16 protein-coding genes are annotated in these 14,693 nt (G+C 67.4%); 11 read left to right on the top strand and 5 right to left on the bottom strand.

Annotated features, from left to right (window positions below; translation table 11 throughout):
• Positions 1–39 precede the first annotated feature (39 nt).
• Positions 40–639, bottom strand: coding sequence for a uracil-DNA glycosylase family protein (locus F3H57_RS01065; protein WP_149754021.1), 600 nt, complete (start codon positions 637–639; stop codon positions 40–42).
• 99 nt (positions 640–738) lie between these two features.
• Between F3H57_RS01065 and F3H57_RS01060 the strand changes: the two genes are divergently transcribed.
• Entirely contained in the window at positions 739–1,530 is a 792-nt protein-coding gene (locus tag F3H57_RS01060) for an SseB family protein (protein WP_149754020.1), read from the top strand.
• Between the two features lie 7 nt (positions 1,531–1,537).
• Here the strand turns inward: F3H57_RS01060 and F3H57_RS01055 are convergent, their stop codons facing one another.
• The 4 genes from F3H57_RS01055 to F3H57_RS01040 form a co-directional block, all read right to left on the bottom strand.
• The gene (locus tag F3H57_RS01055; RefSeq protein WP_223162893.1) at positions 1,538–2,248 is read right to left on the bottom strand and encodes a DUF1194 domain-containing protein; all 711 of its coding nucleotides are present in this window, start codon (positions 2,246–2,248) and stop codon (positions 1,538–1,540) included.
• Positions 2,242–2,676: a VOC family protein gene (locus F3H57_RS01050; protein WP_149754018.1), complete on the bottom strand. Its 435-nt coding sequence runs from the start codon at positions 2,674–2,676 to the stop codon at positions 2,242–2,244. Before F3H57_RS01050 ends, F3H57_RS01055 begins: the two co-directional genes overlap by 7 nt.
• A 123-nt stretch (positions 2,677–2,799) precedes the next feature.
• Positions 2,800–4,155: a surface lipoprotein assembly modifier gene (locus F3H57_RS01045; protein WP_149754017.1), complete on the bottom strand. Its 1,356-nt coding sequence runs from the start codon at positions 4,153–4,155 to the stop codon at positions 2,800–2,802.
• A gap of 50 nt (positions 4,156–4,205) precedes the next feature.
• Entirely contained in the window at positions 4,206–5,336 is a 1,131-nt protein-coding gene (locus F3H57_RS01040; protein WP_149754016.1) for a hypothetical protein, read from the bottom strand.
• 253 nt (positions 5,337–5,589) lie between these two features.
• On the opposite strand from F3H57_RS01040, the gene F3H57_RS01035 reads away from it, so the two are divergent.
• The 10 genes from F3H57_RS01035 (at position 5,590) to F3H57_RS00990 (ending at position 14,631) form a co-directional block, all read left to right on the top strand.
• Positions 5,590–6,423, top strand: a complete 834-nt coding sequence (locus F3H57_RS01035; protein ID WP_149754015.1) for a thymidylate synthase — start codon at positions 5,590–5,592, stop codon at positions 6,421–6,423.
• A gap of 172 nt (positions 6,424–6,595) precedes the next feature.
• Complete coding sequence (gene rplO, locus F3H57_RS01030) at positions 6,596–7,069, top strand: 50S ribosomal protein L15 (RefSeq protein WP_149754014.1); 474 nt, start codon at positions 6,596–6,598, stop codon at positions 7,067–7,069.
• Between the two features lie 111 nt (positions 7,070–7,180).
• Entirely contained in the window at positions 7,181–8,545 is a 1,365-nt protein-coding gene (secY, locus tag F3H57_RS01025; RefSeq protein WP_149754013.1) for a preprotein translocase subunit SecY, read from the top strand.
• A complete protein-coding gene (locus F3H57_RS01020) occupies positions 8,542–9,186 on the top strand; it encodes an adenylate kinase (protein ID WP_149754012.1) in 645 nt (214 codons plus the stop codon). The genes secY and F3H57_RS01020 overlap by 4 nt, the downstream gene beginning before the upstream one ends.
• A gap of 65 nt (positions 9,187–9,251) precedes the next feature.
• A complete protein-coding gene (locus F3H57_RS01015) occupies positions 9,252–9,458 on the top strand; it encodes a hypothetical protein (protein WP_149754011.1) in 207 nt (68 codons plus the stop codon).
• 275 nt (positions 9,459–9,733) lie between these two features.
• Positions 9,734–10,102: a 30S ribosomal protein S13 gene (gene rpsM, locus F3H57_RS01010; RefSeq protein ID WP_149754010.1), complete on the top strand. Its 369-nt coding sequence runs from the start codon at positions 9,734–9,736 to the stop codon at positions 10,100–10,102.
• A gap of 15 nt (positions 10,103–10,117) precedes the next feature.
• Positions 10,118–10,513 carry a 30S ribosomal protein S11 gene (rpsK, locus tag F3H57_RS01005; protein ID WP_149754009.1) on the top strand — a complete coding sequence of 132 codons (396 nt, stop codon included), beginning with the start codon at positions 10,118–10,120 and terminating at the stop codon, positions 10,511–10,513.
• Positions 10,514–10,630: 117 nt separating this feature from the next.
• On the top strand, positions 10,631–11,647 hold the full coding sequence (locus F3H57_RS01000) for a DNA-directed RNA polymerase subunit alpha (protein ID WP_149754008.1): 1,017 nt from the start codon (positions 10,631–10,633) through the stop codon (positions 11,645–11,647).
• A gap of 162 nt (positions 11,648–11,809) precedes the next feature.
• Entirely contained in the window at positions 11,810–12,229 is a 420-nt protein-coding gene (rplQ, locus tag F3H57_RS00995) for a 50S ribosomal protein L17 (RefSeq protein ID WP_149754007.1), read from the top strand.
• A gap of 257 nt (positions 12,230–12,486) precedes the next feature.
• Complete coding sequence (locus F3H57_RS00990) at positions 12,487–14,631, top strand: malate synthase G (RefSeq protein ID WP_149754006.1); 2,145 nt, start codon at positions 12,487–12,489, stop codon at positions 14,629–14,631.
• Positions 14,632–14,693: the final 62 nt, after the last annotated feature.

Genomic DNA, 14,693 nt, shown 5'->3' with positions numbered 1-14,693 from the left:
CGCCTTGTGTTCTCACAGAATGCGGGAATTTCGGCGGGGTCACTCCGACAGCGCGGCGGCGACGGCAAGCTTGAGTTCCGGCAGGACCTCGGCCTCGAACCACGGATTGCGGCGCAGGAACGCGGTGTTGCGCCAGGACGGGTGCGGCAGAACGAAGGTGCCCGGCGCCTGGCGCCGCCAGTCCATCACCACCTCGCGCACGGGGCGCTTGTCGTTCAGGTGTCGGCGGAATGAATAGCCGCCGATCAGAAGGCGCACCCGGACCGGGCCGATCGCCTCCAGCGCGCGGGCGTGCCAGGTTTCCCAGCAGATTGGCGGGGGCGGCAGGTCCGATCCCTTGGCGTCGTAGCCGGGAAAACAAAACGCGGTCGGCAGGACGGCGACGCGCGAAGTGTCGTAGAACACCTCCTCCGACACGCCCATCCAGTCGCGCAGCCGGTCGCCGGAGCGGTCGAAGAACGGTTTGCCGGCCTCGTGCACCCGCAGGCCCGGCGCCTGCCCGCAGACCAGGACCCGCGCGCCTGCGTCGAACCACACGCAGGGGCGCGGTGCGTGCGCGGTCTTCGTGGCCGCAAATCGATCCGCGCAGATCCGGCAGCCCCGGATGGAATCCTTGAGCGTCTCTATATCCTGCGTCATGCACAAATACCTCGTGTGCGCGTACTTTTCCGGCAACCCCTTGCAAAATGTGGCAAGAAAGTTGAGCCTTCCCCGGTGCCACAGCCGGAGGGAAGCGCGATGTCCGACCAGACCCCGCTCGACGCCGCCCGCGCGGCGATGGAGGCCGAGCCGGAGGACGACACCCTGCGCATGGCCTTCTACGCGCGCCTTGCCGAAACGGAGCTTTGTCTGATGCTCGGCGATGAGGCGGAGGGGGACAGCCTCGCACCCGAAGTCTTCGACACCGAGGACGGACGCTTCGTGCTCTGCTTCGAGCGCGAGGAGTCGTTGGCCGCTTTCGCAGGGGCGCCGGCCCCCTATGCTGCGTTGCCGGGGCGGACGCTGACGGGGATGCTGGCCGGGCAGGGGGTGGGCATCGCGCTCAATCTGGACGACCCGGACCATTCCGCGCTGGTCTCGCCGGAGGCGATCGGCTGGTTGGACGGGATCCTGTCGCACGCCCCGGACGAGGCGCTGGCGCGACCCGAGAGCGTCGAGGCGCCGAATGGACTGCCCGAGGCCCTGCTCTCGGCGCTCGACGCCAAGCTCGCGCGCGCCGCGGGGCTCGCCCGGCATGCCTACCTCGCCGCGGTCGGCTACGAGGACGGCTCGCGCGGGCATCTTCTGGCCATCACCGGCGCGGCGGCGGCGGCGCAGCCCACGCTGGCCCGCGCGGTGAACGAGGCGCTGGTGTTCTCGGGGCTCGAGGCCGGCGCGCTCGATGTCGCGTTTCTCGACACGTTCGACCCGCTTGCAGCGCGCCTGGCGCGCGTGGCCCTGCGCTTCGACCTGCCTGAGCCCGAGACCGCGCCGGCGAGCGCACCCGGTGCGCCGGGCAGCGATCCCGACCGGCCGCCGCGCCTGCGCTGAGCCGCGCTCAGCCAGCTTCGGGATGCGGGCGCGCCCGCGCACCGACCACGAAGCCCCCGATCTCGCGCAAGAGCTTGCGGGTCATCGCCCGCCGGAAGCCTTCGTAGCCGTCGGCATATTCCACGAAGGCGCCGGGGCCATGACGCACGACCTCGTGGTAATAGGCATCGACCTCCGGGTCCGCGCCGAGCACGGCGAGGCCGTTGACCGTCACGCCCTGAAACGGGAAGTGCTGGTAGGCCAGGCCAGGACCGAAGCCGTCATTGGTCACGCCGTCACCCGACACGTCGATCACCCGGCGGGTGCAGTCGGGCCCCCGCGCCAGATGCGTCGCCCCGTAGCCGAGAGCGAAGCCCATCGCGGTCGGAAACCGGGTCTGGCTGCGCGGCGTGCCGCGCAGGCGCGCGACCACCGCGTCGATGTCGGCCTCGCGGCCTATCGTGGTCCAGTCCACCACCAGCGCCGACTGGCGCCGCCCGCTCCATTCATAGGCCGACAGCGCCACCGTGCCGGGGCCGAGCAGCAGGGCCGCCCGAATGTCGGGATCGTCCAGCGCCGCGGCGAGCCCGTCGCGCTGGAGCACGTATTCGGCGTCGTCCACGGACGAGGACACGTCGAGCGCGAGCAGGAGCGCCAGCCGGCAGCTCTCCGTCTGCGCCGCCGCCGGGACGGCGCAGACCAGGGCGCAGAGCGCGGCGAGGGCGCCCCGCCTTACCAATGCCCGGTGTTTTCCATGCTGGCCCAGGGTTCCCGCGGCTCCAGCGCGTCGCCTTTCTGCAGAAGCTCAACCGACACGTTGTCGGGCGAGCGGACGAAGGCCATGTGCCCGTCGCGCGGCGGCCGGTTGATGGTCACGCCGTTGTCCATCAGCTTCTGGCACAGGCCGTAAAGGTCATCGACGCGGTAGGCGAGGTGGCCGAAATGACGGCTGTCGTCGGGCAGCTGGTCGTCGCCGTCCCAGTTGTAGGTCAGCTCCACGTCGTTGTGGCCGTCCTCCTGGCCCGGCGGGCACATGAAGACCAGCGTGAAGCGGCCCTTGTCGTTGTCCATGCGGCGACGTTCCTTCAGGCCGAGCATCTCGTAGAAGGCGATGGACTTGTCGAGATCCTTCACGCGGACCATGGTGTGGAGATATTCGATCGACATGCGGTCCCTCAATCGTTGGGGTGGATTGCGACCGTAGGGTAGGTGTGCGCGCCCGCTTGTCTAGCGCATGTATGGTCGGACAAGGCGCCCCGGTCCCGGCGCCGGTCGGCCCGAGAGGCGAGCTCAGAACTTCGACCGGATCCCCACCGAGACGCCGAATTCCTCGCTGTCGTAGAGTCCGAGATCGGACTCCGTCCGGTTCGTCTTGAACGTCACGTCGGGCACGAAGCCGTAATAGTCGAACCGGTCGAACGTCACCGTCGCCCAGGCGCCGAAGCGGTGGTCCCGGCGCCCGTCGAGGGAATAGAGGTGTTCGTCGTGCTCGCGCTCGGCCGCGCTCAGGCCCAAGGACAGGTCCGTGCCGAAGACCGGGCGGCCGAAATTCAGCGCCACCTTCGCCTCACGCTCGGTGTAGTCGAGCGTGCCGGCATCGCTGTCGGTCTCGCGGTGCGCGACGGCGAGGCTGAGCCGGTGGCCGCCCTCCAGCACCCGCACCGCGCCGAGAGAGGCCCGCCAGCCGTTCACGTCCGAGCGCGCGTCGAAGCCTTCCTCGTGGTCGCCCGATAGCCCCACCTGCGCCATCAGCTTCGGCGTCAGCGCGTAGCGGGCCGACGTCGACAGGGTCCAGGTGCGTGACAGATCCTCGCCGGCATACCAGTCGTGCTGCACGTTGGCGCCGAAGCTGAGGCCGAGCCGCTTCGACGCCGTCGTCATGTCGTGGCGCAGCCCGGCCGACAGGGTGGTGCGGGCGAAATCGCTGCCCTCGACGTCTGGCGCGATGTCCCTGGCATCCGGCGACAGAGCGTAGGTCCGATGCGTCAGTCCGAAATCGAGGAAGCTGCGTGTCGTCTCGCTCTGGCCGAGCCGCAGTGAGGTCGACACACCGGTGAGGATCTCGAGCCCCGACAGGGCGCGGGTGGCGTTCCGGGGGACCGAGTCGGGGAAATAGTAGTAGAAGTTCGACCCCTGATCGATGAAGAGATCGAAGCGGTCCGAGGTGGTGCCGCCGTTGACGTTCGACGACGGCGTCAGCGCGAAGGTCAGCCGCGTCGACCAGGGGTTGCGCATCCGCACGTAGCGGAAATCGCGCTCCGCCTGGGCGCGTTGCGCCTCGCCCGGGGCGACCTGCATCGCGCGGCGCAGCCAGAGCTGGGAGCGTGTCCGCGCCCCGGCCGAGGAGTGCGCCTGCGCCATCGCCAGCGCCGCGGCATAGCGTTCGTCCTCGGTGCCAGCCTCGCGCCAGGCGGCGCGCGCCGCATCCCGCGCTGCGTCGAAATCCTGCATGTCCCGCTCGGCCCGCGACAGCGCCAGCAGCGCCTGCGTGTCGCCGGGATCGCGGGCGAGCAGCGCCTGCGCCGCCTCGCGCGCCAGCTGCGCCTCGCCCGCGGCCGCGGCACGCCCGGCCAGGACGCGCATCTGGTCGGGCGAGAGCGAGTCCTGCGCCGCCGCCGCGCCGGCCAAAAGGGTCAGCGTCGCCACCAGCGCCCGGCGCCATCGGCGGGGGCGCGTACCTGCCGCGCCGGCCTCGGTCATTGCCGGTAGACGATGAAGCCGCCGGTTTCGCGGAACGAGACATCGCGCCGCGGGTCGGTGCCGTCGACGACCATCACGCCGACGATCTCCTCGGCATTCTCGCCGGACATGATCGCGTAATACTGGCCCTCTGCTGCGGTCGCGACGGTGCCGTCGTTCATCTCGAGATTGGCGAACACCTCCTGCACGATCTCGCCGTTCCGGTCGGCCACGTCGGGCGCGATCGTCGGCAGGATCTCGGGCAGGACGGCGTTACCCTCGGCATCGCGCGGCACGTTGAGGTTCGGATTGCTCTCCTGCAACGCGGCGATGTACTCGTCGGTGATGTCGTTGCCGTCGATGTCGAAGAGCCGCCGGTTTGTGATCCGCAGCTGCACGCCGGCGCGGTTGTCGTTGAAATCCTTGAAGTCGATCTGCATCGCCGCGTCGCCGCTGACGTATTCGAGCCCGCCCGCTCCTTGGAAGATGCGGGTGCCGGCATAGTCGCCCTCGTAGGCGGCATCGCCTTCGGTCGGCAGGATCAGGGAGGTCGCGTCGCCGTTCGCGTCGCGCGAATTGCGCTGGTACACGAAGCCGCCGAAGCCGTAATCGGCATAGTCGCCCGAGCGGACGATGGCGAATTCCGTCTGACCGCTGTTCGAGACCCCGTAGATCGCCCGGTAGGCGAGGTTGTCGACCACGTTGCCGGTCACCGGGTCGACCGCGTTCACGTCGGATTCGTAGACCGCGAACGGGCCGAGCTGGCCGACCGAGTTCTGCGAGGAGGGCTGCCCGCCGCGCTGGTAGACGTTGTCCCCGTCGAAGGCGAGGTTGTCGACCTCGAACGTGTCGTCGGCCCTGTTGTAGCGGATGTTGCGGGCATAGCCGCCGCCTTCGCCGTTCTGCGGCTCGTAGCGCACGATCGAGGTTTCGGGCGTCGGCTGCGCGGTGCCGGGGGGCAGCTCGCGGTCGCTCTCGATCGGGGTCTCGTCGTCGCCGCCGTCCTCGCCGTCGTCACCGCCGCCACCGTCACCCTCGCCGTCCGATTCCCCGGGCTCCGGGTCCAGCGGGTTGTCGCCGTCATTGCCTTCGGCGCCGCACGCGCTCAGAAGCGCCAGCGCAAAAATCATCGCCACGATGCGCGTCATGGTGTCACTGCCTCGATTGTGCCCGTATCTGTATTTTTTCGGCGATTGTCGCGACATACGGGCACAAGTCAATCTACGCGCCGGGGACGGTGCCGGAAAAACCCGGAAGGTGCGGCGGATTTGCCTACACTCCATATAGCGGTTTTCGCTCCGGGCTTGGTCAAGATATGGTGGGGGTCGACTCATCTGGTGGACAGGGCGTCGCAGGCCCGCCGCGGCGGGCGCGTGCGACCGGGAACGACAGGGCAGGGACATGCAGCAATATCACGACGCTTTGCGGACGATCCTCGAGACGGGCGAGCCGTCCACCGACCGCACCGGCACCGGCACCTTGTCCGCGTTCGGCCTGCAATCGCGCTACCGGCTTGCCGACGGCTTCCCGCTGGTGACGACCAAGAAGCTGCACCTGCGCTCCATCGTGCACGAGCTGCTGTGGTTCCTGTCGGGTGACACCAACATCCGCTATCTCAAGGACAACGGCGTCAGAATCTGGGACGAATGGGCCGACGAGCACGGCGATCTCGGCCCGGTCTACGGGCGCCAGTGGCGGGCGTTCCCCGCGCTCGAACCCTCGGGGCGGACGGAGGGGGGGCGGCCGCTCTTCTTCGCGCGGCACATCGACCAGATCGCCGGGCTGGTGGAGGCGATCCGCAAAACGCCCGACAGCCGCAGGCTTATCGTGTCCGCCTGGAACCCGGCCGACGTGCCCGACATGGCGCTGCCGCCGTGCCACACGATGTGGCAGGTGCGCGTGCTGAACGGTCGGCTTCATCTGCAGCTCTACCAGCGCTCGGCGGACATGTTCCTCGGCGTGCCGTTCAACATCGCGTCCTATGCGCTTTTGCAGTCGATGCTGGCGCATGTCACCGGCTACGAGGCCGGCGATTTCGTGCATACGATGGGGGACGCGCATATCTACGACAACCACATGGAGCAGGTGAAGCTGCAGCTGTCGCGGACCCCCAAGCCGCTGCCAACCCTTCGTCTCACGCGCGATGTGCGCGACATCTTCGATTTCCGCTACGACGATTTCGCGTTCGAGGGCTACGATCCCGACCCGGCGATCCGCGCGCCCGTGGCGGTCTGAGCGATCCCGGCCCTGATCGGCCCCGCGGCACGGCGAACTCGCCCTTGATCGCGGGGCGGGCCGGGTCTATACGCCCCCGGTGGTCCCGTCCGGGGACCCTCGATCACACTCACACGAACGCCGTGGGCGGCCCATCTCGCTTCGGGGCCCGCATCCGGCAAGGAGAAGCGACATGAAACTGAACGAACTGCGCGACAATCCCGGCGCCGCGAAGAAACCCAAGCGCATCGCGCGCGGCCCCGGCTCCGGCAAGGGCAAGATGGGCGGTCGCGGCATCAAGGGTCAGAAGTCCCGCTCGGGTGTGGCCATCAACGGCTACGAGGGTGGCCAGATGCCGCTCTACCAGCGTCTGCCCAAGCGCGGCTTCAACAAGCCCAACCGCAAGTCCTACGCCATCGTGAACCTCGGCATGATCGCCAAGTTCGTCGAGGCCGGCAAGATCGACGCCGGTGCCCCGGTCACCGAAGAGGTGCTGGTGCAGTCGGGTCTCGTGCGCCGCAAGCTCGACGGCGTGCGCGTCCTTGCCAAGGGCGAGCTGGCGAAGCCGGTGAACCTCGAAGTGACCGGCGCGTCGAAATCGGCGGTCGAGGCGGTCGAGAAGGCCGGCGGGTCGCTCAAGCTCACGGGCGCTCAAGCGGCCGAATAAGGAGTTGTGGGCGGCGGCGCCGCCCTCTACATCTCCCCACGAGTTTTCCGGCGCCGCCCCGAGCCCGAAAACGGATCGGGGCGGCGTTCGTCTGAACAAGAAGGGCGCTCCATGGCATCCGCAGTCGAACAGATGGCCGCCAACACGAGCTGGGCGGCGCTCGGCAAGGCCACCGACCTCCGCAACCGCATCATCTACACGCTGGCGCTGCTGTGCATCTTCCGGCTCGGCACGTTCATTCCCGTTCCGGGGATCGACGGCGTGGCCCTGCGCGACTTCATGGAAGGCGCGGCGGCGGGGATCGGCGGCATCCTGACGATGTTCACCGGCGGCGCCCTGGGGCGCATGGGCATCTTCGCCCTCGGCATCATGCCCTACATCTCGGCATCGATCATCGTGCAGCTTCTGGCCTCGATGGTGCCGAAGCTCGAACAGCTCAAGAAAGAAGGCGAGCAGGGCCGCAAGAAGATCAACCAGTACACCCGCTACGGCACCGTGCTGCTGGCGACCTTCCAGGCCTACGGGCTTGCCGTGTCGTTGGAAGCCGGGGATCTCGTGACCGATCCGGGCTGGTTCTTCCGTGCCTCCACCGTCATCACGCTGGTCGGCGGCACCATGTTCCTGATGTGGCTTGGCGAGCAGATCACCCAGCGCGGCGTCGGCAACGGTATCTCGCTGATCATCTTCGTGGGCATCATCGCCGAGGTTCCGGCGGCGCTGGCGCAGTTCTTCGCCTCCGGCCGCTCCGGCGCGATCAGCCCGGCGGTGATCATCGGCGTGATCGTGATGATCGTCGCGGTGATCATGTTTGTGGTGTTCATGGAGCGGGCGCTCCGGAAGATCACCATCCAGTACCCGCGCCGCCAGGTCGGCATGAAGATGACCGAGGCGCAGAACAGCCATCTGCCGGTCAAGGTGAACCCGGCGGGCGTGATCCCGGCGATCTTCGCCTCCTCGCTGCTGCTGCTGCCGACGACGATCTCGACCTTCTCGGGCGAGGGATCGACGGGGCCGGTCATGTCGACGATCCTGGCCTATTTCGGTCCGGGCCAGCCGCTCTACCTGCTGTTCTTCGCGGCAATGATCGTGTTCTTCGCCTACTTCTACACGTTCAACGTGTCGTTCAAGCCGGACGACGTGGCCGACAACCTCAAGAACCAGAACGGCTTCGTACCGGGTATCCGGCCGGGCAAGCGCACCTCGGAGTATCTTGAATACGTTGTGAACCGCGTGCTGGTGCTGGGGTCGGCCTACCTCGCGGCGGTCTGCCTTCTGCCCGAGATCCTGCGCAACCAGTTCGCCATTCCGTTCTATTTCGGCGGCACGTCGGTGCTGATCGTGGTGAGCGTGACCATGGACACGATCCAGCAGGTCCAGAGCCATCTGCTGGCACATCAGTACGAAGGCCTGATCCAGAAGTCGCAACTGCGCGGCAAGGGGAAAGGGCGCAAGAAGGGGGGGCCGGCTCGGCGATGAACATCATACTTCTGGGGCCCCCGGGGGCCGGCAAGGGAACGCAGGCGCGCCGACTGGAAGAGGCGCGCGGGATGAAACAGCTCTCCACCGGGGACATGCTGCGCGAGGCGAAGGACAGCGGCTCGGAGATGGGCGAGAAGGTCGCGGCGATCATGGCGCGCGGCGATCTCGTCACCGACGATGTCGTCATCGGCCTGATCCGCGAGAAGCTGCAGACCGAGAACGCCGCCGGCTTCATCTTCGACGGCTTTCCGCGCACGCTCAAGCAGGCCGATGCGCTGGAAGAGCTGCTGGCGGAGATGGGCCAGCCGCTGGATCACGTGATCGAGCTGCGCGTCGACGACGACGCGCTGGTAGAGCGCATCACCGCCCGGTCGACCTGCGCCAATTGCGGCGAGGTCTACAACGACATCTCCAAGCCGATCCCGGTGGACGGCCAGTGCGCTGTCTGTGGCGGCACGGAGTTCAAGCGCCGCGCAGACGACAACGCCGAGAGCCTCAAGAAGCGCCTGATCGAGTATTACAAGCAGACCTCTCCGCTGGTCGGCTATTACTACGTGAAGGGCAAGTACGCCCGCGTCGACGGCCTCGCCGATATCGACGAGGTGCAGAAGGCGCTCGAGACCCAGCTGGGCGGTTGACCGCGAAGGCGTGAACCAAACCGCAACCGAGGCGTTGATCCGGGTGTGAGATCCGGAGCCTCGTGATGCGTACAATGATCGCCTTTGCCGCCGTCCTGCTGATCGGGATCGCCGTGGTCGCGCTCCAGCCGATCCTCGCCGGCGCTCCGATCGACAATGCCGACGCGCCCGGCGTGTTTCCCGAATGGCTCGCACCGGTGGGCTATTTCATCGCCCTCGTGGGCGCCGTCGGTCTGTTCGTCGCCTGGATGCGCGCGAAGAGCACAAGCTGAGCCAGGGACCCGCCGAACCGCCGGCAGGCGGCGCCGAGGCCCTCCTCTGGCTGACGCGGGGCAAGGTCCCGCGCAAGCTGTTTCGTGCACACTTGACGCCCGGGGTGAATCCGACTACCCACCGCCATCTCTACCGGAGAATCGCGTTTGCGGTGCCACCGGCGCGCCGCAGATCACCTGATCGACCTAGGGTCCGAGGGCGTCTCCGCCCAAGGGCCATATGTTGTGAAAAAAGGTTCTGGAGCTACGGAACCGCAACGAAGAGGAATACCCACTTGGCACGCATTGCCGGCGTCAACATCCCCACCGCGAAGCGCGTTCCCGTCGCGCTGACCTATATCCACGGCATCGGTCCGTCCGCCGCCCGCGACATCTGCGAAGCGGTCAGCATCGACCAGGCACGCCGCGTCAACGAGCTCAGCGACGCCGAAGTCGTCGCCATGCGCGAGCACATCGACGCCAACTACACCGTCGAGGGCGACCTGCGCCGCGAGAACCAGGTCAACATCAAGCGCCTGATGGACCTTGGCTGCTACCGCGGCCTGCGCCATCGCCGCAATCTCCCCGTGCGCGGTCAGCGCACGCACACGAATGCCCGCACCCGCAAGGGCCCGGCAAAGCCGATCGCTGGCAAGAAGAAGTAAGGGAGAGACAGGCAAATGGCACGTGATCCCCGTCGCGGAGGCACCAAGAAGAAGGTCTCCAAGAACATTGCAGCTGGCGTCGCGCATGTGAACTCCAGCTTCAACAACACCAAGATCCTGATCTCGGACGTGCAGGGCAATGCGATCTCCTGGTCGTCGGCCGGCACGATGGGCTTCAAGGGCTCGCGCAAATCGACGCCCTATGCCGCGCAGCTCGCCGCCGAGGATGCCGGCAAGAAGGCGCAGGAGCATGGCATGAAGACGCTCGAGGTCGAGGTGCAGGGCCCCGGTTCGGGCCGCGAATCGGCGCTGCGCGCGCTCGCTGCGGTCGGCTTCAACATCACCGCGATCCGCGATGTCACCCCGATCTCGCACAACGGCTGCCGCCCGCCCAAGCGTCGCCGGGTCTGATCCGAAACCGATTTCAAGCCGGGGCCGTGCATGGATGCGCGGCCCCGCGCTGCCGCTTTCACCTCGGGCGTCCACGGCCTTTCGGACATGGGGCCGGGACAGGAATGGAGGTCTTACATGATCCATAAGAATTGGGCCGAGCTGATCAAGCCCACGCAGCTCGAGATCAAGCCCGGCAACGATCCCACGCGGATGGCGACCTGTGTGGCCGAACCGCTGGAACGGGGCTTCGGCCTGACGCTGGGCAACGCGCTGCGCCGCGTTCTGCTGTCGTCGCTCCAGGGTGCGGCGATCACCTCCGTGCAGATCGACAACGTCCTGCACGAGTTTTCGTCCGTCGCCGGCGTCCGCGAAGACGTGACAGACATCGTGCTGAACCTCAAGGGCGTCTCGCTCCGCATGGAGGTCGAGGGGCCGAAGCGGTTGTCGATCTCGGCCAAGGGGCCGGGCGTCGTGACCGCCGGCGATATCTCGGAATCGAACGGCATCGAGATCCTCAACAAGGATCACGTGATCTGCCACCTCGACGACGGCGCCGACCTGTTCATGGAACTGACCGTGAACACCGGCAAGGGCTATGTCTCGGCCGACAAGAACAAGCCCGAGGACGCGCCGATCGGCATGATCCCGATCGACGCAATCTATTCGCCGGTCAAGAAGGTCGCCTACGACGTGCAGCCCACCCGCGAGGGCCAGGTGCTGGACTACGACAAGCTGACCATGAAGGTGGAGACCAACGGCGCGGTCACGCCCGAGGACGCCGTGGCCTATGCAGCGCGCATCCTTCAGGACCAGCTGTCGATCTTCGTCAACTTCGACGAACCGGAGAGCGCGAGCCGCGACGACGGCGACGACGGGCTGGAGTTCAACCCGCTCCTTCTCAAGAAGGTCGACGAGCTGGAACTGTCGGTGCGTTCGGCCAACTGCCTGAAGAACGACAATATCGTCTATATCGGTGACCTGATCCAGAAGACCGAGGCGGAGATGCTGCGCACCCCGAACTTCGGCCGCAAGTCGCTGAACGAGATCAAGGAAGTGCTCTCGGGCATGGGCCTGCATCTCGGCATGGACGTCGAGGACTGGCCGCCCGACAACATCGAGGATCTGTCCAAGAAGATGGAAGACTCGTTCTGAAGCCACGCAGGTCCGGGGGTGGGCAGCTTGCTCACCCGTCGGGCCGCCGTGTAGGGTGGGCGATCCGCCCACCATCACCTCACCAAGGGCAACCCCGCCCCAAGGAGAGCGGCCGCAAACGCAAGCGTCCGCCGGACAAAGCAAAATCTCAGGAGTACCCAAATGCGTCACTCGAAAGGCTACCGCAAGCTGAACCGCACCCACGAGCACCGCAAGGCGCTCTGGGCGAACATGGCCGGCTCGCTCATCGAACACGAACAGATCAAGACGACGCTGCCCAAGGCCAAGGAACTGCGCCCGGTCGTCGAAAAGCTCGTCACCCTCGCCAAGCGCGGTGATCTGCATGCCCGCCGCCTTGCCGCGGCGCAGCTCAAGCAGGATATCCACGTCGCCAAGCTCTTCGAGATTCTGGGCCCGCGTTACGCGGAGCGCCAGGGCGGCTACCTGCGCATCGTGAAGGCCGGCTTCCGCTACGGCGACATGGCGCCAATGGCGATCATCGAATTCGTCGACCGCGACGCCGAAGCGAAGGGCAAGGCCGACCGCGAGCGCGTCGAGGCCGAAGAGGCTGCCGAAGCCTGAGACCCGGCCACGCGCCGCACGTCTTGACCGCCCCGGCCCCTGGCCGGGGCGTTCTTGTTTCCGAGGGGCAGAGCCGTAAGGCGGGCTTCAGCCCACCGCTTCGCCGCCAGCGCGGCAGGGCGAACGAGATATCTGCCATCTGCCGCACTTTTTCCCTCGCGCCTCCCTTGACGCGGCGTGCCGCGTCCGCCCCCCTTGTTGCCGATCGGAAACCCGTGTCATCTGCGGATCAACACCGCAGAGTGAGGAGGCGCCCCATGTCCGACCGCATCGCCCGATTCGATCTACAGATCGATCCCCGGCTGTTCGACTTCATCGAGACCGAGGCGCTGCCCGGCACCGGCATCGAGGCGGACACGTTCTGGCGGGGCCTGTCGTCGCTTGCCCACGATTTCGGTCCGCGCAACGCCGAGCTTCTGGAAGTGCGCGAGCGCCTGCAGGGCCAGATCGACGAATGGCACCTGAAGCACCGCGACAAGCCGCACGATCACGAGGCCTACAAGGCCTTCCTCGAAGAGATCGGCTATCTCGTCCCCGAGGGCGAGGATTTCGAGATCGACACCTCCAATATCGACCCCGAGATCGCCACCGTTCCGGGACCGCAGCTCGTCGTTCCGGTGACCAACGCGCGCTACGCGTTGAACGCGGCGAACGCGCGCTGGGGCTCGCTCTACGATGCGTTCTACGGCACCGACGCGATGGGCTCTGCCCCGCCGCCCGGAGGCTACGACAAGGGCCGGGGCGCCCGCGTCGTGGCGCGGGCGCGGGTCTTCCTCGACCAAGCGGTGCCGGTGGCCGGCACGTCGCATGCCGATGCGCGGCGCTACCACGTCAATGACGGCCAGCTCCTGATCGACGACATGCCGCTGGTCGATCCGTCGCAGTTCGTCGGCTATACCGGCCATCCCCGGGCGCCCGAGACGGTTGTGCTGCGCAACAACGGCCTGCACGTGGAGCTGGTCTTCGACCGCACCCACCGGATCGGCGCGCGCGACCAGTGCGGGCTGGCGGACATGCGGATCGAGAGCGCCATCACCACGATCATGGATTGCGAGGATTCGGTCGCCTGCGTCGATGCCGAGGACAAGGCGCTGGCCTACCGCAACTGGCTCGGCCTCATGCGCGGCGACCTGACGACCAGCTTCGACAAGGGCGGTGAGACGGTGAGCCGCGCGCTCGCGCCGGACCTGCGCCTGACCGCGCCGGACGGGACGGGTGAGGTCGTGCTCAAGGGCCGCACGCTGATGCTGGTGCGCAATGTCGGCCCGCTGATGAGCAATCCGGCGATCCTGCTGCGCGACGGCTCGGAGATCAACGAGGCGCTGATGGACGCGATGGTCACCACGCTCATCGCGCTGCACGATCTGAAACGGGACGGCGGCAATTCGCTCCATGGCTCGGTCTACGTCGTCAAGCCGAAGCTGCACGGCCCGGACGAGACCGCCCTCGCCGACGAAACGTTCACCTTCGTCGAGGAGGTGCTGGGCCTGCCGCGCTACACCGTCAAGCTCGGCATCATGGACGAGGAGCGGCGCACCTCGGTCAACCTCAAGGAATGCATCCGGGCGGCGAAGCACCGCTGCGCCTTCATCAATACCGGCTTTCTCGACCGCACCGGCGACGAGATCCATACCTCGATGGAGGCGGGGCCGTTCAGCCGCAAGAGCTTCATCCGCGACAAGGCCTGGATCACCGCCTACGAGAACCGCAACGTCGATATCGGGCTGGAATGCGGCCTGTCGGGGCGCGCGCAGATCGGCAAGGGCATGTGGGCGATGCCCGACATGATGGCGGCGATGCTGCAGAACAAGATCGGGCATCCGCAGGCCGGGGCCAACACCGCCTGGGTGCCGTCGCCGACGGCGGCGACGCTGCACGCGCTGCACTACCACCAGGTCGACGTGATGGCGGTGCAGGAGAAGCTGCGCGCCGGCGGGCGGCGCGCGCATGTCGACGCGCTGCTCGACATCCCGCTCGCCGCGTTCCGCAAGTGGCGGCCCGAGCAGATCACCCGCGAGGTGGAGAACAACGCGCAGGGCATCCTCGGCTACGTGGTGCGCTGGATCGACCAGGGGGTCGGCTGCTCCAAGGTGCCGGACATCAACGATGTCGGCCTGATGGAAGACCGCGCGACCTGCCGGATCTCGGCCCAGCACATCGCCAACTGGCTGCATCACGGCGTGGTCAGCCGCGAGGAGGTGATGGAGATCATGCGCCGGATGGCCGAGGTGGTGGATCGCCAGAACGCGGACGACCCGGCGTACCGGCCGATGGCGCCGGGCTTCGATGGTGTGGCGTTCCAGGCGGCGTGCGACCTGGTCTTCCAGGGGCGCGAGCAGCCGTCGGGCTATACCGAGCCGGTGCTGCACCGGCGGCGCCTGGAGCTCAAGGCGGCGGGCTGAGACCACGTGCGGGAGCGAGAGGGGCGCTGCCCCCCTCGCACTCCCCCCGGAGTATTTTCGAC

Source organism: Roseivivax sediminis, assembly GCF_900112685.1.
Classification (GTDB): domain Bacteria; phylum Pseudomonadota; class Alphaproteobacteria; order Rhodobacterales; family Rhodobacteraceae; genus Roseivivax; species Roseivivax sediminis.
This window is presented reverse-complemented; position numbering and strand designations above follow the sequence as displayed.

Coding starts and splice junctions, on each gene's coding strand:
- rplQ (WP_149754007.1), top strand. CDS start 11,810: ATGCGTCACTCGAAAGGCTACCGCAAGCTGAACCGCACCCACGAGCAC.
- F3H57_RS00990 (WP_149754006.1), top strand. CDS start 12,487: ATGTCCGACCGCATCGCCCGATTCGATCTACAGATCGATCCCCGGCTG.
- F3H57_RS01060 (WP_149754020.1), top strand. CDS start 739: ATGTCCGACCAGACCCCGCTCGACGCCGCCCGCGCGGCGATGGAGGCC.
- F3H57_RS01065 (WP_149754021.1), bottom strand. CDS start 639: ATGACGCAGGATATAGAGACGCTCAAGGATTCCATCCGGGGCTGCCGG.
- F3H57_RS01035 (WP_149754015.1), top strand. CDS start 5,590: ATGCAGCAATATCACGACGCTTTGCGGACGATCCTCGAGACGGGCGAG.
- secY (WP_149754013.1), top strand. CDS start 7,181: ATGGCATCCGCAGTCGAACAGATGGCCGCCAACACGAGCTGGGCGGCG.
- rplO (WP_149754014.1), top strand. CDS start 6,596: ATGAAACTGAACGAACTGCGCGACAATCCCGGCGCCGCGAAGAAACCC.
- F3H57_RS01000 (WP_149754008.1), top strand. CDS start 10,631: ATGATCCATAAGAATTGGGCCGAGCTGATCAAGCCCACGCAGCTCGAG.
- F3H57_RS01015 (WP_149754011.1), top strand. CDS start 9,252: ATGCGTACAATGATCGCCTTTGCCGCCGTCCTGCTGATCGGGATCGCC.
- F3H57_RS01050 (WP_149754018.1), bottom strand. CDS start 2,676: ATGTCGATCGAATATCTCCACACCATGGTCCGCGTGAAGGATCTCGAC.
- F3H57_RS01020 (WP_149754012.1), top strand. CDS start 8,542: ATGAACATCATACTTCTGGGGCCCCCGGGGGCCGGCAAGGGAACGCAG.
- rpsK (WP_149754009.1), top strand. CDS start 10,118: ATGGCACGTGATCCCCGTCGCGGAGGCACCAAGAAGAAGGTCTCCAAG.
- F3H57_RS01040 (WP_149754016.1), bottom strand. CDS start 5,336: ATGACGCGCATCGTGGCGATGATTTTTGCGCTGGCGCTTCTGAGCGCG.